This is a genomic window from Providencia lanzhouensis, assembly GCF_050469745.1.
Lineage (GTDB): Bacteria > Pseudomonadota > Gammaproteobacteria > Enterobacterales > Enterobacteriaceae > Providencia > Providencia lanzhouensis.
The window spans coordinates 284,366-300,504 of sequence record NZ_CP174123.1 but is presented as its reverse complement, the minus strand read 5'-3'; the positions used below and the strand labels follow the sequence as shown (position 1 = coordinate 300,504).

Sequence of the window (16,139 nt, the reverse complement as noted above, 5' to 3'; positions counted from 1 at the left end):
AGTTAGTAAGCAATAAAAAAGCAGGCTCATCCCTTCGGATTGCCTGCTTTTTCGATTCTTCACCAAAAACAGTCAGCCACCTAAAAACATTATTCGCTTTTCTCTTTTTTCGTTTCTGGCAGCACCATGTATATGCCGCTAAATACCGCACCCACTTGGTTTTCTGCATTGCTCACATGCACTTCTAGTTTTACCCGCGCTTTACTTCCTCGGGCGAGGCGATCTAAATCCCCACTAAGGTGTGATAGATCAGCCACTGCGGTTGGACGCCCACTAACGGGTTTTGCGTAGCGAATATTGGCATCGACTAGAACAATTTCTCCGCCTAATTGATGCTCTTGTAGCAGCAACCAAATCATTCCCCAGCCAGTTAACGTGGCGAGAGAAAACTGGCTTCCAGCAAAAATAGTATTATGAGGGTTTTGGTTGCCTGCTTCTGGCATTGTCGTCACAAAGCGCTTTCCTGTGTACTGTTCAATACGTACACCCATTTTTTCACTCAATGGAATATGCTTGTGCCAAGCTTGCTGGAGCTCACCGCACCAATCCGGACGATGGAGAATTTGGTCAAGGGTTTCAATTGGTTTGATCATCAAATAGTGTCGAACTGGGGTTTTTAGCTCCCCGGTGACTTCGCCACGACGTTCAAAACCCATTTTGGCGAAGAAAGGTACGGCTTCTTCTCGAACACTGGACACAATGCGTTTAACACCTTCTCGCCTTGCAATGGTTTCAAGCGCCATAATAATCAGTTTGCCTAAACCCTTGCCTTGCATGACAGGATTAACCGCGAGAAAGCGAATAGCGCCTTCATTATCGGCATTAATATATAGGCGCCCAATGGCCAAAATGCGATTTTTTTCATCAACCACCATTTGATGGTGAGCGGTTAAATCATAACCGTCTTTTTCAGAGCCAAGGGGTTGTTTGAACGGTTCTCGCAGCATTGACCAGCGAAATTGGTAGTATGCAGCGAATTCAAGTTCATCTTTTGGTGTCCGTAGGTGGTACATCTCTCCCCCTCCCTTAAGCGATTTTTCTACACTTGTAGCCAAAAAGTCACGGGGCCATCATTGGTCAGGCTAACCTGCATGTCCGCCGCAAATTCACCGGTTTCTGCCACGACGCCTTGTGCACGGCTTTGCTCAACAAAATATTGATACAGCTGATCCGCTTTCGCCGGTTCCGCACCGCCTGAGAAACTTGGGCGCATCCCTTTCTTGGTATCTGCGGCTAACGTGAACTGTGAAACCACTAATAAGCTTCCACCAGCTTGTTGAACGTTAAGGTTCATTTTGCCTTGCTCGTCGCTAAAAATACGATAGCCAAGGACTTTCTCACAAAGGCGTTTTGCTTTCTGCTCATCATCGTCTTTTTCAACACCGAGCAAAACTAAAAGACCAGGACCAATTTGCCCTACTGTTTTTTCATCAACAACCACACTCGCGTGAGTGACTCTTTGGATTAATGCAATCATGGGTACTCGATAAAAAAAAGAGTAACGTCACCGTTACTCCTTATTAAGAACTGGATTATTCGACTTCGGCGCTAAAGTCGTAAGTACGAAAATATTCAGGAACGGTGTCTTTATTCAAGACATGAACACCTTTGATACCAAGTGCTTCCGCCGCTTTTACGTTTTCTTCTACATCATCAAAGAACACCGCATCAGCTGCTTCAAATTCTTCAGATTCCAGAACATATTTGAAAATTTCTGGGTCTGGCTTACGCATTCCTAAATCTTGGGATAGATACAGGAAGTCAGAGGACGCTGCAATTTCAGGGTAGTGTTCTGGCCAATAATCAAGATGCAGGCGGTTAGTGTTAGATAACACGACAACGCGATGACCTTGCTCACGCAGACGTTCCATAATATCAATGACTTCTGGTCTTAGTGAGATGAAAATTGAGTGCCAGCCTTCCGCAAAATCTTCAAAGCTTAGGGTGATACCCAATTCTTCACAGAGCAGTTCAGCAAATTCGATATCTGAAATTTTGCCACACTCGTGGAGCTGGAAGATATTGCCAAAAGTGAATCGCTTTTTGATTTCTGAACTTGGGGTACCACTTAGTTCAGACCACTTATCAAACACACGATTGAAGTCGATATCAATAATCACATTACCCATATCGAAGATATACAGCATAAATTGTCCTCTTAGTTATTCATTAAATTTACTTTAATCATTATTGAGGCAACTGAACAGCCCTAATTGAGGATTATTAAGGTTATTTTTTCAATTTATCGATTAAGCAAATTGGCTAAAGAAACTGTGTTTGTGTCTGGATAAACAAATTTTTTCCTCCGATATAACTAAATTCATTTATCGTTCAATTTTTGGGCATAAAAAAAGGTGCCATATTTGGCACCTTCTATTTTAATTCAAAGACTAACGATTAATCTTCTTTAGAACGGCCAGCACGGCGGCGATCGTTCTCTGTCAAGTGACGCTTACGCAGACGAATTGACAGTGGAGTTACTTCAACTAATTCATCATCATCGATAAACTCAAGAGCTTGTTCCAGAGTCATTTTGATAGGTGGTGACAGAGTTGTCGCTTCATCAGTACCTGATGCACGCATGTTAGTCAGTTTTTTACCGGTTAAGCAGTTAACAGTCAGGTCGTTAGAACGTGAGTGAATACCGATGATTTGGCCTTCATACACTTCAGCACCGTGACCTAAGAATAACTTACCGCGATCTTGCAGGCTGTACAGTGCGTATGCAACTGCTTTACCTTGACCATTAGAGATCAGAACACCGTTTTGACGGCCGCCGATTTCGCCTGGGCGAACATCATCGTAATGGCTGAATGTAGAGTACAGTAAACCAGTACCTGAAGTCATAGTCATGAACTCAGTACGGAAGCCAATCAGGCCACGGCTAGGAATGATATAGTCTAAACGTACACGACCTTTACCATCTGGCATCATGTCACGCAGGTCACCTTTACGCTCACCTAACGCTTTCATCACGTCGCCTTGGTTTTGTTCTTCAACATCCAAAGTCACTTGTTCGAATGGCTCTTGTTTACGACCATCGATTTCACGAACGATAACTTTTGGACGAGAAACGGCTAATTCGAAGCCTTCACGACGCATGTTTTCGATCAGAACAGATAAGTGCAGCTCACCACGACCAGAAACGCGGAATGCATCTGGATCTTGAGTTTCTTCAACACGCAGTGCAACGTTGTGAACCAGTTCTTTATTCAGACGATCAAGGATTTGACGTGAAGTAACGAACTTACCTTCTTTACCACAGAATGGTGAGGTGTTAACACAGTAGAACATGCTAACTGTAGGCTCATCAACCGCCAGTGCAGGCAATGCTTCAACGTTACCCACTTGGCAGATGGTGTCAGAAATATTCAGCTCACCTAAACCAGTCAGTGCAACAATGTCGCCAGCTTCAGCTTGTTGTGAATCAATACGCTCTAAACCTAAATGAGTCAGAACTTTACCGATTTTACCGTTGCGAGTCTTACCTTCGCTATCGATAACAGTCACTTGTTGGTTAGGTTTAACAGTACCACGCTTGATGCGACCGATACCGATAACGCCTAAGTAGCTGTTGTAATCTAACTGAGAAACTTGCATCTGGAATGGACCTTCCAGATCAACTGCTGGTGGCTCAACGTGTTCCACGATAGCTTCGTACAGTGGAGTCATGTCTTCAGCCATGTCAGTATGGTCAAGACCAGCGATACCGTTTAATGCAGATGCATAAACGATAGGGAAATCTAATTGCTCATCCGTAGCACCTAAGTTCACGAATAAGTCGAATACTTGGTCAACAACCCAATCAGGACGCGCGCCTGGGCGGTCAACTTTGTTGATAACAACAATTGGACGTAAACCGTGGTCGAACGCTTTTTGCGTTACGAAGCGAGTTTGTGGCATTGGGCCGTCCATCGCATCAACAACCAGCAGAACGCAGTCAACCATGGACATAACACGTTCAACTTCACCACCAAAGTCGGCGTGGCCTGGGGTGTCTACGATATTGATGTGATAACCATTCCATTGGATAGCGGTGTTTTTAGCAAGGATTGTAATACCACGCTCTTTCTCCAAGTCATTGGAGTCCATAACACGCTCATCAACAGTTTCACGTTCACCGAAAGTGCCGGACTGTTGCAGTAATTTACCAACCAGTGTTGTCTTGCCATGGTCAACGTGAGCGATGATGGCGATGTTTCTTAAGTTTTGAATTGACAAGGATTTTTACCGTTTAATTGACAGGAAAGGAATATGCTTTATGAGTTGTTGTAATGCCCAAAGCATACTTTCTACGTTAATTTGCTGTTATTTTACACGTTTTTCCACACAAGTGGAATAAATGTGAAAGCCATCACTATTAAAAAAGTTTTTAGCTAAAAAACATTCAGTTGCGTCGTCGTGCAAAGATGCTCAAAAAAATAGCAATTATCAGCACTAGGAAATCACAAAGTGGCAGGATAATACGCTAAAAAGGAAATATTAGCAGCCGAAAAAAAGAATAAAAAATAAACTTTCTTCGTCTATCACTCATTTCAATGTATTTTTTATTATTTAGATATATCTAATTTGACAATTTAGATATATCGGAATAAAGTGAACCCATCAACGCAATTTAGATATATCGAAATAATAACAGAGGTTCCTATGAGAATACATCAATGCCGTCATGTTTATGCCTCACATCATGACGAACATCAACGAGGACACGGTGGCTGCTGCCACAATAGCGAGCACCAAGAACATCGTCATGGTCATGGCCACGGGGAATGTTGTCACGGCGAGGGTCGTCATGGTCGTGGACACGATGAAGGCTGCCACGGCGAGGGTCGTCACGGTCGTGGACACGGTGAAGGCTGTCACGGCGAGGGTCGTCACGGTCGTGGACACGGTGAAGGCTGTCACGGCGAGGGTCGTCACGGTCATGGACGTAATGAAGGCTGCCACGGCGAAGGGCGTCGCGGACGCGGCAAAGGCTTACGTCGCCTATTTGACCATGGAGATCTGCACATTATGGTGCTCTCTTTAGTGGCAAAAAAACCAAGCTATGGTTATGAAATCATCAAAGACATCCAAGAAGCATCTAATGGCTTATATGTACCAAGCCCTGGGGTCATCTACCCAACCTTAACCCTATTAGAAGAACAAGGCTTTTTGGAATCCCAAATTGTCGAGCGTAATCGCAAAAGTTTCTCTATTACTCCAGAAGGGGCTGAACACCTCGCGCAGAATAAAGAAACTGAAGCCGTTATCAGCCGTAAATTAGCCAAAGCCCGTGAACTACAGCAAGGCACCAACTTATCAGAAGATATCGAAATGGCTGTGAGCCGTTTTAAAGCCCTGCTCCGCCACAAAATGGTGCTCAAGCAATTAAATGAAGAACAAACTCATCAAATTGCAGCGATCATCAATGATGCCGTCAAACAAATTGAAGAAGTAAACACGTTATTAACTGACAGTAATGACGAATAAACCTTTTTATATCTCTAAAAATACCAACGGTGTCGCGCCAATCAATGGCACTACACCGTTTTTGTTTCCGCGTTCCATTAATTGCACCATATTAGTGCGACAAATCTTTTCCTTGCACCAATACAGCGCAATGATAGACTGTTTTTTAGCCTAATCATTGCCATCTTCTTGTCATCATCCCCATTTACGATGATTTTAAAAGTTGGCACGCTTTTCGCTTATATAACCCTAGAGAGCTTGCAATATTGTTAATGAAATAATCATTAATCTTGCGAAGCCAGATAAACCAACCCATGCGCACCTTAATTGCTGCGTGAGTTGATTAGACCCGACCAGGAGAGCCGAGAATGTCCGCTAAACATGTTTTATCGTTAATCGAAGAGCACAATGTTAGATTTATTGATCTGCGTTTTACTGATACAAAAGGTAAAGAGCAACACATCACTATCCCTGCTCATCAAGTTGACGAAGACTTCTTTGAAGAAGGTCAAATGTTTGATGGCTCATCCATCGGTGGCTGGAAAGGCATCAACGAGTCTGACATGGTATTAATGCCTGATGCATCTACCGCAATGTTAGACCCATTCTACGCCGATAATACCTTAATCATTCGTTGCGACATTTTAGAGCCAGGCACTATGCAAGGTTATGATCGCGACCCCCGCTCTATCTCTAAACGTGCTGAAGATTACCTGCGTTCTAGCGGCATTGCGGATATGGTGTTATTTGGACCTGAACCAGAATTTTTCGTGTTCGATGACATTCGCTTCGGCAACAGCATGCACAGCAGCTACTATCACATCGATGATATCGAAGCCGCATGGAACACTGGCACTAAATACGAAGGCGGTAACAAAGGTCACCGTCCAGCAGTGAAAGGCGGTTACTTCCCAGTACCACCAGTAGACTCATCACAAGATTTACGTTCGGCTATGTGTACCACGATGGAAGAGATGGGCTTAGTGGTTGAAGCTCACCACCATGAAGTGGCAACTGCAGGTCAAAACGAAATCGCAACTCGCTTTAATACCATGACCAAAAAAGCGGATGAGACTCAAATTTACAAATACGTTGTCCATAACGTTGCACACGCATACGGCAAAACTGCGACCTTTATGCCAAAACCATTAGTTGGTGATAACGGTTCCGGTATGCACTGCCACATGTCTTTATCTAAAGGTGGTGTGAACCTATTTGCAGGCGATAAATACGGCGGATTATCTGAGATGGCGCTGTACTACATCGGCGGTATCATCAAACACGCTCGCGCACTGAACGCATTCACTAACCCAACGACTAACTCCTACAAACGTTTAGTCCCAGGTTTTGAAGCACCAGTAATGCTGGCTTACTCTGCACGTAACCGCTCTGCTTCTATCCGTATCCCAGTGGTTGCAAGCACGAAAGCACGTCGTATCGAAGTTCGCTTCCCAGACCCAGCGGCTAACCCATACTTAGCGTTTGCTGCTCAGTTAATGGCAGGTCTTGATGGCATCATCAACAAGATCCACCCAGGCGATGCGATGGACAAAAACCTGTATGACTTACCGCCAGAAGAAGCCAAAGAGATCCCAACAGTGGCGGGTTCTTTAGAAGAAGCACTGGCTGAACTGGATAAAAACCGTGAGTTCTTAACTCGTGGTGGTGTATTTACTGACGATGCTATCGACGCTTACATCGAATTACTGCGTGCTGATATCCAACGCGTTCGTATGGCACCACACCCACTCGAATTTGAAATGTACTACAGTGCGTAACACGCCGTTCCACTGATAGTCTTTGTTGCCGTGAAGCACTTGCCCCATCTTTGGATGGGGCCTTTTCTCTGCACCGAGTGATAAACAGCAAATATTGGCTTCGACGTATCGGTTAATCAGTAAATAACGTATAATGCACCAAAATAGTGCAGGAGCAATATTACATGAAAGCCGAGCATTTACCTGTCCCCGAACATCTCCTCGATTCCTTAATTAACAGCGTATTAGTGCTGGATTACGATTTAGTCATTCATTATGCCAACCATGCCGCCTTACAAATTTTGGCACAAAGCCCCCGTAAGCTCTATGGCACCCCGCTCCCGTTACTATTCAACTATTGTTCATTAAATGATGAACAGATGCTCAATAGCCTCAAAACCGGCCACAGTTTTACCGAAAACGAAGTGACTCTGGTGCTTAATAACCACTCTCACATGATGTCTTTAAGTGCTCAGCCTTTATCCGACCAATTTATTCTTGTCGAGCTGTCCCAATTGGATAGCCAGCGACGCCTTAGCCAAGAGTTAGCGCAAAATGCCCAGCAGCTTGCTGCCCGTGAATTGATCCGTGGGCTTGCCCATGAAATCAAAAACCCATTGGGTGGATTACGTGGTGCGGCGCAATTATTGTCTAAGGCGCTGCCCGACCCGCAGCTAAATGAATATACCCAAGTGATTATTGAGCAAGCCGATCGCCTACGTGCCTTAGTCGATAGGTTATTAGGACCTCAATATCCGGGACCGAAAACCGAGCAAAGTATCCATCATAGTGTGGAAAATGTGATGCGCTTAGTCGGGTTAGAAAAACCAGACAATATCACGCTGGTTCGCGATTACGACCCAAGCCTTCCCGATCTGGAATACTACCCAGACCAAGTAGAGCAAGTGCTGCTCAATATCACGCGTAACGCCTTGCAAGCACTTGGCGATACGGGTGGCACCATCACTTTGCGCACGCGCACCGCATTCCAAGTGATGCTGCAAGGGGAGCGCTATAAGCTGGCTGCGCGGATTGATATTGAAGATAACGGTCCCGGTATTCCACTCGCTATCCAAGATACGCTGTTTTACCCGATGGTCAGCGGTCGCCCTGATGGCACTGGCTTAGGCTTATCTATCGCGCGCAGTCTAGTGGATCAACATGCGGGGAAAATTGAGTTTAACAGTTGGCCGGGTCACACCGAGTTTTCTATTTATCTACCCATCAAAAAATAGGAGATAGCCATGCAGAAGGGAAAAATCTGGGTTGTTGACGATGACAGTTCAATCCGCTGGGTACTAGAGCGAGCGCTCAACAGTGCCGAACTTAATTGCACCTGTTTTGACAGCGCCGATGCGGTGCTTGCCGCCCTCAACAATGACGTCCCTGACGTATTGCTCTCCGATATTCGTATGCCGGGCATGGACGGACTCGCTTTACTCAGCCAGCTAAAACAGTCCCATCCATTACTGCCGATTATTATCATGACCGCGCATTCCGATTTAGATGCCGCCGTTAACGCTTATCAATCTGGCGCTTTTGACTATCTCCCTAAGCCTTTTGATATCGATGAAACCGTCGCCTTAGTAGAGCGCGCACTAAACCACAGCCGTGAACAAAACAATGCTGCTAGCGATAAACCGCAAGCCGCGGTGATTTCGTCAACGATGATCGGCGAAGCCCCTGCTATGCAGGAGGTGTATCGGATCATTGGGCGTCTTTCCCGCTCCTCAATTAGTGTACTTATCAACGGGGAATCTGGAACGGGTAAAGAGCTCGTTGCCCACGCGTTGCATCAACACAGCCCACGTGCTAATGAGCCTTTTATCGCCTTAAATATGGCGGCTATTCCAAAAGATTTAATTGAATCTGAGCTATTTGGTCACGAAAAAGGGGCTTTTACAGGCGCATCCCAAGTTCGCCAAGGGCGCTTTGAGCAAGCTAATCGAGGTTCACTATTCCTCGATGAAATCGGTGACATGCCTCTGGATGTGCAAACGCGCTTATTGCGGGTACTGGCTGAAGGGCAATTTTATCGAATTGGTGGCTATACCCCTGTTAAGGTTGACGTGCGGATTATCGCCGCAACGCACCAAAACTTAGAAAAACGCGTGGAAGAAGGATTATTCCGCGAAGACTTGTTCCATCGACTGAACGTGATCCGCGTACAGCTTCCGCCATTACGGGAACGCGTTGAAGATATTCCTCGTCTGGCCCATTACTTTTTGCAAAATACCGCCAAGGAGTTAGGGGTAGAAAGCAAAGTTCTGCACCCTGACAGCATTAAAATTCTTCAACGCTATTCTTGGTCGGGAAATGTGCGCCAATTGGAGAACGTCTGTCGTTGGTTAACCGTGATGGCAGCTAGCCAAGAGGTGCTTCCGCAAGATTTACCAAGCGATCTATTTAATAAGCAAGAATCCAACAAGTCAGCGAAAGATCCTGCTTCATCCGCCATCCATTCTCAAGATCCTAACCTTGCGTGGTTTGATCTATTAGAAAAATGGACTGACTCCGCACTGAACGCCGGCCAGCAAAATTTATTTAATAACGCCATGCCGTTATTAGAGAAAACCATGCTCAATTGCGCCCTCAAATATACCCACGGACATAAGCAAGAAGCAGCTCGCTTATTAGGCTGGGGTCGAAATACCCTAACGCGAAAATTAAAAGAGCTCGGTATCGAAGATTAATTTCTAGAAAGCTCACCATCTAGCAGCTATGATTTAATTAGGTTAACACGCGAAAAAACGTGTTAACTTTTCATTGGTTAATATTGATTATCAATAAAATATCATCAAAAAGCCGCACTAATTGAATATCGATGCTCGATAACCATCATCTGTCAATATACCGTCATTGAGGGTTTCCTATGAGCGAAAACCATACAATATCCGAAATTATTGGACATAAAATAACACTAATCCGTGAATATCATCATTTGTCATTAAAAGAACTAGCTGATGAAATTGGTGTTTGCGAATTTCAACAGCTGAAATATGAAAAAGGAAAGGCACGAATTCCCGTCGATAAACTAAAACAATACGCCGACTATTTTGAGATTAGTTTATTAAGCTTTTTTATATTTAGTGAAGCGGAGAAGAAATTTATTTTACATTATCTTAATAAAAAGTAGTCACTATAAGATATACGCAAATAGACCAATCTTATTTCATGATTGAAATAGGATGATTTAACTTCATAAAAAATAAATCAATGTATAAATAAGAATATTGTTTTATGTCAAAACCTGCCATCAATATTTTACATTTACGATAAAATCTCACTCTCCCAACCCATAAAGCGTGTTTTTGTACAATCTCGCACTCTAAAATAAATCCTGACATTTAATTTTTATTTTCAATTCACATTGAAATTGAAATTATTAATATTTCAATTTTCCAAATTAACCTAAATAAAAACCCCACCCGTATAGTGAATTTAAAACAAAAATAAATAACCGTAACTCAAGATGAAATTTAAAATCTAAAAAAACACAAACTTGTTTATTTATAAAAACAAACACAAAATACTTAAGCTTTAATTCACAAGCGAAAAACATTCACGAAATTATATTTATATCGAACTCAGTTCGGAGAGTTAAAATGAAAAAACAGATTATTGCATCGTTAATTGCAACAGGAACTTTATTAATTTCTGCTAATAGCTTTGCCAAAGATGGTGATATTAATTTCACAGGCGAAATTATCGATAACGCATGTCAGTTAGCATCCGGTTCTGATGCGATTCAAGTGAACTTAGGTAAAGTCTCTAAAACATCATTAGCCAGTACTGGTAGTACTGCTGCTGCCACTAAGTTTTCCATTCAATTAGAAAACTGCCCTGCCGCAGTAACCACTGCAACGGTAAAATTTGATGGCGTTTCTTATGAAGGTGATAGCAGCGTTCTGCAGTTAACCAATGCGGGAGCATCTGGAATTGCTAAAGATGTTGGTATTCAGATCCAAGATGCTAAAGGGGTGACTGTTCCTTTATATACAGAATCCAATGAGTACACACTAAAAGAAACAGTTGTAAATAATTTAGATTTTACTGCACGTTATATTGCGATGTCTGATGCTGTCAGTGCTGGTTTAGCAAACTCAACGGCAACATTCACAATTAATTATAACTAATTTCAATTTAAGGTTTATAGGGATATAAGCCTTAGTGATTTATTTTTTGTTTTGTTATAACTCAGTGGTGGCTATATGAAATCAATAATTACTATTTTTATCTTTTTTTTCACATTTATCAGTACAGCCAATGCCGGTGTTATTATTGGTGGTACCCGCGTCATTTATCCTGAAGGAAAGAAAGACGTGAGTATTAGTGTGGAAAACCCAGATAAAATACCTTATTTAATTCAGTCATGGATTGAAAATGCCAATGAAGGTAAGCAAACGGACTTTACTATTACGCCACCACTTTTTCGTTTAAACCAAGAAAAGACAAATGCTTTACGAATATTTCTAACCCAAGACTCTCTACCAAAAGATAGAGAATCTTTATTCTGGTTAAATGTAAAAACAATTCCTGCAACAGAGAAAAAATCAGAAAACTCACTAAAGATCGCATTCAAAACTCAAATGAAATTAATTTATCGTCCTGATTCATTAACGAATGTCGATTTTCATGAAGAGCAAAAAAAACTTAAATGGTCGAAAAACAGTAAAGTAATCACGGTGAATAACCCTACACCTTATTATATGAATTTCCAGAGTATTAAATTTAATGGGAAGAGCGCAGAAAATATTTCTTATGTCGCACCATTTTCAGAGAAAAGTTTTAATATTAGCAATCCTGAATTACATGGAACCATTAAATGGGAAGTGATTAATGATTATGGCTCCGCCAATAATCCAGCAGAAATAAAAATATAGCCTTAAGGATAGTTAGGTTTATCTATGAAAATAAATAAAATATGCCTTAGCCTATTTTTATCTCTAGGCTATATTGCGACATCTTCGGCAGAAACGGACACCTATTTTGATCCTGAATTTCTTGAGCTACCGAATAAAGAATCCGTGGACTTAGAACAGTTTGAGCGTAATGAACAGTTACCGGGTAAATATTATGTGGACATCTACATTAATAAGAGCTTGATTGGCTCAAAAAGCGTTAGCTTTTCCACCAATAAAAATAATGAACTGGAGCCTTGCTTAACGCTCTCTGACCTGAAAGATGTTGGGGTTAAAGTCGGGGAATACCCTGAGCTGCAAGTCGCAGGTAACCAATGTATTAATTTGTCTGCGATTCCTGATGCCAAAAGTGAGTTTGAATTTGGTTCTCAGCGCCTTTATTTAAGCATTCCGCAGATTGCATTGAACATGAACCCGCGCGGCTATGTGGATCTCGCGGCGATCGACAATGGGATCACTGCCCTGTTACTCAATTACAGCTATAACGGCTCGCGCAGTATCGATCGTAAAAATGATAATAACAGCAGCAATTCCAACTATGTGAACTTGCGCCCGGGGCTGAATATCGGTCCGTGGCGTCTGCGCAACTACACCACGTGGCAAAGTAGCGATGGACAACGCAATAAGTGGGACACGGTATATACCTATTTAAGCCGTAATATCAATGCGATAAAAAGTCAGCTGATCCTTGGAGACAGCTCATCACCGTCCGATATTTTCGACAGTGTGCCGTTTCGTGGGGTACAACTTTCCACTGACGATGATATGAATCCAGAAAGCCTACGTGGGTACGCACCAGTGGTACGGGGTATCGCGCGCAGTAATGCACAGATCACCATTCGTCAAAACGGTTACACCATTTACCAAACCGATGTGGCAGCGGGTCCGTTCGAAATCAACGATCTCTACCCTACAGGGGGGAGTGGTGATTTACACGTTACGATTAAAGAAGCCAACGGTAGTGAACAGTACCAAATTATTCCGTTTGCCTCTTTACCGGTTTTACAACGTGAAGGGTATCTCTCCTATAGCGTGACAGGCGGGCAATACCGCAGTTATGACAGTAGCGTAGATAAAAAAACCTTTGCCCAATTTGCATTGACTTACGGGCTGCCTTGGGGGGTGACTCTGTTTGGTGGTAGCCAAGTCAGTGACAAATATCAGGCTTACTCTATCGGTTCAGGGCAAAACTTAGGGCGATTTGGTGCGTTATCTATCGATGTCACCCACGCCAGTTCGACCCTCAGTAACGGTGAAAAAGAGAGCGGACAATCCTACCGTTTTCGCTATAACAAAAACCTGAATGATATTGGCACCAACATCGCCTTAGCGGGCTATCGTTATTCCACTAAAGGGTTTTATAGCTTGTCGGAAGTATTTGATGGCTATCGAAAAGAAGCATTTACCGCATTGCATGAGCGCCGCCGTAACCGTGGAGAAATTACCCTTAGCCAAAGCTTAGGGGACGGCAGGGGTTCCTTATCTGTCGGCTTTGTGAGCGAGGATTACTGGAATAGTGATCGCAAAACGCAGTCTACAACTATTGGCTATAACAATAGCTGGAACGACATTAGCTATGGGGTGAATTATAGCTATAACAAAAACACCAACCCAAATAACTACGATGGACGCAATAAAGACGATGACCACCAGTTTGCCTTTACGGTGAGTGTGCCATTTAGCCTGTTTGATAGCACTTTCTATTACAACTTTAACGGCACAAACAGCAGTAGCAATGGCTCCTCGGGCAGCATGGGAGTTTCAGCAACGCAACTGGATAATCGCTTGAACTGGAGTGCTCAGCAAAACTTCCCAACCCGCGATTCTGGGGCTTCCGGTAACTTAAATGCTAGCTACCGTGGACAATATGGAGAAGTCACTGGGGGTACGGGTTACAGCACCAATAATTACAACCTGTACTACGGTGCTAGCGGCAGTGTTGTCGCCCATTCCGGAGGGGTAGTTCTCGGTCAGCAACTGGGTGAAACTGCGGCATTGGTGGAAATTCCCGATGCGGCTAATGTCCCTATTCTGAACCAAACTGGTATTCAAACTAACGGGCAAGGCTATGCGTTAGTGCCGTATGTCACTGCATATCGCAGCAATGGTATCCAAATTGATACCAGTAAATTGCCAGATGATACCGAAATGGAGTTAACCACCCAGAACGTGGCGCCAAGCCGTGGGGCAATTGCCAAAGCTAGCTTTAATGCCAATGTGGGCTATCGCGCCATCATGACCTTACATTTTAAAGATGGCAAACCAGTGCCATTCGGTGCGCAGGCAGTTTTCCCAAGCAATAATCAGCTCAATGCGATGGTCGGTAATGATGGGGAAATTTATCTGTCAGGAATGCCTGAGAGTGGTTCATTTACCATTCAATATAACGATAAGCAACAGTGTCAGGTGAATTATAACTTAGCGGGATTACCGAATTATATTGGTTTATATAAAACGGAGGCGGTATGCCAATAGCGAGAATATTTACAATGAAGAGATTGATACACAAACTAGTTACCATCATTACCTTATTTATCTTACCTTACTCTTTAGCAAATGCAGCAGGGTGTGTACCTAATTCTAATTTAGGTAAAACAGTTTACCTACCCGTAGATAATATTATTATACAGTCCGATGAGTCGATACCAGTAAATACGATACTAAAAAGCTACGAAGTTTATACTTATCCTGTAGGCCATCCTTATTACTTAAGTGGAGGAACCTGCAATTTTTCATTTAATTCTAAATATTTAAATGGTTGGGATCAATATGCCAGCAATAAAATTGCTCAAACAAACATTAATGGAATAGGTATAAGAGCAGCACCAATGAACAAGGATATTATCGGTTATTCAGTATCATTTACAACTAGTCCTATTCATGCCAATGGAAAAATGTCTATTCCTGGAGGGTATAACTGGAATGTCTATATTATTAAAACAGGTCCTATAAGTAATGCAAATGGACAGACTATCAAAGCGGGTCCATTTGCTGAGTTTTATACTTTCGATTACACAATAGACAGAAGACAGACCATCAGTAAATTGGCCATTCCAAATAATTTTCGTATTACCGTTGCTAGTTGCACAATAAATGGTTCAAATAATTTTAATATAAATTTAGGTGATTGGTTTGATACAAAATTTAATAAAATTGGAGATGTAAGTAATAATATTGATATTCCAATTTCATTATCTTGTGTTGCAGGTACAAATATTAAAGTCACTGTCACTTCAGACAATATTGATGATGCAGCCAATGGCCGAATAGGCTTAACAGGCATAGATAAAGCCACCGGTATTGCAGTGCAGTTATTAAATAATGCTGGAGTAGCTATTACATTGAATCAACAAATTACTCAGCGGGATAACACTGCCCAAGGCAACTATATATTCGGTTGGAAAGCTCGTTATATTAAAACGGCTGCAACAGTCACACCTGGTATCGCAAATGCCAACGCCACAGTCAATATTACGTATGAATAGGTAGTTAAAATGAAAAAAATGCTCGCTATCTTACTACTTTTGAATATAACGATAACAGCTTACGCAGCAGATACTGTCTATTTAAAATTTACCGGAAATATTAAAGCAGCAACCTGTAATTTATCTGCTGGAAATAATATTGATGTTGACCTTACGAATATAGGTTTAGATTCCTTTATTTCTGCACAAGGCGCCTCACCTTGGAAACCGTTTACCATTGAATTAAAAGATTGCTCATCCTTTATTAATAGCGTGAAGCTCTCCTTTGCAGGAATTGCTGACAACGCAGATATCAATAGCCTATATAAAAACAGCGGCACTGCCACCAATATCGCCATTCAACTGCAAAGTGGTGACGGAGCAACGCCGCTAGGCAATACCAAGGTATTAACGGTTCCCACCAATGGGCAACCTTTGGTGAGTGTTCCCCTACGTACACGGGCATTTTCTTCACTCGGTAATGGTACCGCGGGCACCTTATCCGCCAATATTACTGCCACCATTACTTATCTATAGGAGCGAAT

General features: G+C 42.7%; 14 protein-coding genes. 10 read left to right on the top strand and 4 right to left on the bottom strand.

From position 1 onward, the window contains the following. Positions 1 to 89: 89 nt before the first annotated feature. The 4 genes from fabY to typA form a co-directional block, all read right to left on the bottom strand. Entirely contained in the window at positions 90 to 1,013 is a 924-nt protein-coding gene (gene fabY, locus ACIH2S_RS01380; protein ID WP_036948563.1) for a fatty acid biosynthesis protein FabY, read from the bottom strand. A 26-nt stretch (positions 1,014 to 1,039) separates the two neighbouring features. Next, entirely contained in the window at positions 1,040 to 1,477 is a 438-nt protein-coding gene (dtd, locus tag ACIH2S_RS01375; protein ID WP_108478723.1) for a D-aminoacyl-tRNA deacylase, read from the bottom strand. Between the two features lie 55 nt (positions 1,478 to 1,532). Further along, positions 1,533 to 2,147 (bottom strand): glucose-1-phosphatase, encoded by a 615-nt coding sequence (gene yihX, locus ACIH2S_RS01370; protein ID WP_036948558.1) that lies wholly within the window; start codon positions 2,145 to 2,147, stop codon positions 1,533 to 1,535. 250 nt (positions 2,148 to 2,397) lie between these two features. Further along, positions 2,398 to 4,221, bottom strand: a complete 1,824-nt coding sequence (gene typA / locus ACIH2S_RS01365; protein ID WP_036948555.1) for a ribosome-dependent GTPase TypA — start codon at positions 4,219 to 4,221, stop codon at positions 2,398 to 2,400. Positions 4,222 to 4,647: 426 nt separating this feature from the next. Between typA and ACIH2S_RS01360 the strand changes: the two genes are divergently transcribed. The 10 genes from ACIH2S_RS01360 to ACIH2S_RS01315 all read left to right on the top strand — a co-directional run bounded on the left by ACIH2S_RS01360 (position 4,648) and on the right by ACIH2S_RS01315 (position 16,131). Further along, positions 4,648 to 5,472 carry a helix-turn-helix transcriptional regulator gene (locus ACIH2S_RS01360; protein WP_234413555.1) on the top strand — a complete coding sequence of 275 codons (825 nt, stop codon included), beginning with the start codon at positions 4,648 to 4,650 and terminating at the stop codon, positions 5,470 to 5,472. Between the two features lie 347 nt (positions 5,473 to 5,819). Next, positions 5,820 to 7,229 (top strand): glutamate--ammonia ligase, encoded by a 1,410-nt coding sequence (glnA, locus tag ACIH2S_RS01355; protein WP_036948546.1) that lies wholly within the window; start codon positions 5,820 to 5,822, stop codon positions 7,227 to 7,229. Between the two features lie 164 nt (positions 7,230 to 7,393). Then, positions 7,394 to 8,443, top strand: a complete 1,050-nt coding sequence (gene glnL, locus ACIH2S_RS01350) for a nitrogen regulation protein NR(II) (protein WP_036948543.1) — start codon at positions 7,394 to 7,396, stop codon at positions 8,441 to 8,443. A 9-nt stretch (positions 8,444 to 8,452) separates the two neighbouring features. Beyond that, complete coding sequence (glnG, locus tag ACIH2S_RS01345; protein ID WP_430247962.1) at positions 8,453 to 9,901, top strand: nitrogen regulation protein NR(I); 1,449 nt, start codon at positions 8,453 to 8,455, stop codon at positions 9,899 to 9,901. A gap of 179 nt (positions 9,902 to 10,080) precedes the next feature. Then, complete coding sequence (locus ACIH2S_RS01340) at positions 10,081 to 10,344, top strand: helix-turn-helix domain-containing protein (protein ID WP_108478719.1); 264 nt, start codon at positions 10,081 to 10,083, stop codon at positions 10,342 to 10,344. A 469-nt stretch (positions 10,345 to 10,813) separates the two neighbouring features. Further along, positions 10,814 to 11,344: a fimbrial protein gene (locus ACIH2S_RS01335; RefSeq protein WP_036948536.1), complete on the top strand. Its 531-nt coding sequence runs from the start codon at positions 10,814 to 10,816 to the stop codon at positions 11,342 to 11,344. A 75-nt stretch (positions 11,345 to 11,419) separates the two neighbouring features. Then, complete coding sequence (locus ACIH2S_RS01330) at positions 11,420 to 12,091, top strand: fimbrial biogenesis chaperone (protein WP_036948534.1); 672 nt, start codon at positions 11,420 to 11,422, stop codon at positions 12,089 to 12,091. A 24-nt stretch (positions 12,092 to 12,115) separates the two neighbouring features. Next, entirely contained in the window at positions 12,116 to 14,605 is a 2,490-nt protein-coding gene (locus ACIH2S_RS01325) for a fimbria/pilus outer membrane usher protein (RefSeq protein ID WP_430247960.1), read from the top strand. Then, positions 14,596 to 15,615, top strand: coding sequence for a fimbrial protein (locus ACIH2S_RS01320; protein WP_430247959.1), 1,020 nt, complete (start codon positions 14,596 to 14,598; stop codon positions 15,613 to 15,615). The genes ACIH2S_RS01325 and ACIH2S_RS01320 overlap by 10 nt, the downstream gene beginning before the upstream one ends. Positions 15,616 to 15,624: 9 nt before the next feature. Next, the gene (locus ACIH2S_RS01315; protein WP_036948530.1) at positions 15,625 to 16,131 is read left to right on the top strand and encodes a fimbrial protein; all 507 of its coding nucleotides are present in this window, start codon (positions 15,625 to 15,627) and stop codon (positions 16,129 to 16,131) included. The last annotated feature ends 8 nt before the right edge of the window (positions 16,132 to 16,139 follow it).

Excerpts from the sequence above, each read along its gene's own strand:
- ACIH2S_RS01360 (WP_234413555.1), top strand. The coding sequence starts at position 4,648 with ATGAGAATACATCAATGCCGTCATGTTTATGCCTCACATCATGACGAA.
- glnG (WP_430247962.1), top strand. The coding sequence starts at position 8,453 with ATGCAGAAGGGAAAAATCTGGGTTGTTGACGATGACAGTTCAATCCGC.
- ACIH2S_RS01340 (WP_108478719.1), top strand. The coding sequence starts at position 10,081 with ATGAGCGAAAACCATACAATATCCGAAATTATTGGACATAAAATAACA.
- ACIH2S_RS01325 (WP_430247960.1), top strand. The coding sequence starts at position 12,116 with ATGAAAATAAATAAAATATGCCTTAGCCTATTTTTATCTCTAGGCTAT.
- fabY (WP_036948563.1), bottom strand. The coding sequence starts at position 1,013 with ATGTACCACCTACGGACACCAAAAGATGAACTTGAATTCGCTGCATAC.
- dtd (WP_108478723.1), bottom strand. The coding sequence starts at position 1,477 with ATGATTGCATTAATCCAAAGAGTCACTCACGCGAGTGTGGTTGTTGAT.
- ACIH2S_RS01330 (WP_036948534.1), top strand. The coding sequence starts at position 11,420 with ATGAAATCAATAATTACTATTTTTATCTTTTTTTTCACATTTATCAGT.
- glnA (WP_036948546.1), top strand. The coding sequence starts at position 5,820 with ATGTCCGCTAAACATGTTTTATCGTTAATCGAAGAGCACAATGTTAGA.
- ACIH2S_RS01335 (WP_036948536.1), top strand. The coding sequence starts at position 10,814 with ATGAAAAAACAGATTATTGCATCGTTAATTGCAACAGGAACTTTATTA.
- ACIH2S_RS01320 (WP_430247959.1), top strand. The coding sequence starts at position 14,596 with ATGCCAATAGCGAGAATATTTACAATGAAGAGATTGATACACAAACTA.
- ACIH2S_RS01315 (WP_036948530.1), top strand. The coding sequence starts at position 15,625 with ATGAAAAAAATGCTCGCTATCTTACTACTTTTGAATATAACGATAACA.
- yihX (WP_036948558.1), bottom strand. The coding sequence starts at position 2,147 with ATGCTGTATATCTTCGATATGGGTAATGTGATTATTGATATCGACTTC.
- glnL (WP_036948543.1), top strand. The coding sequence starts at position 7,394 with ATGAAAGCCGAGCATTTACCTGTCCCCGAACATCTCCTCGATTCCTTA.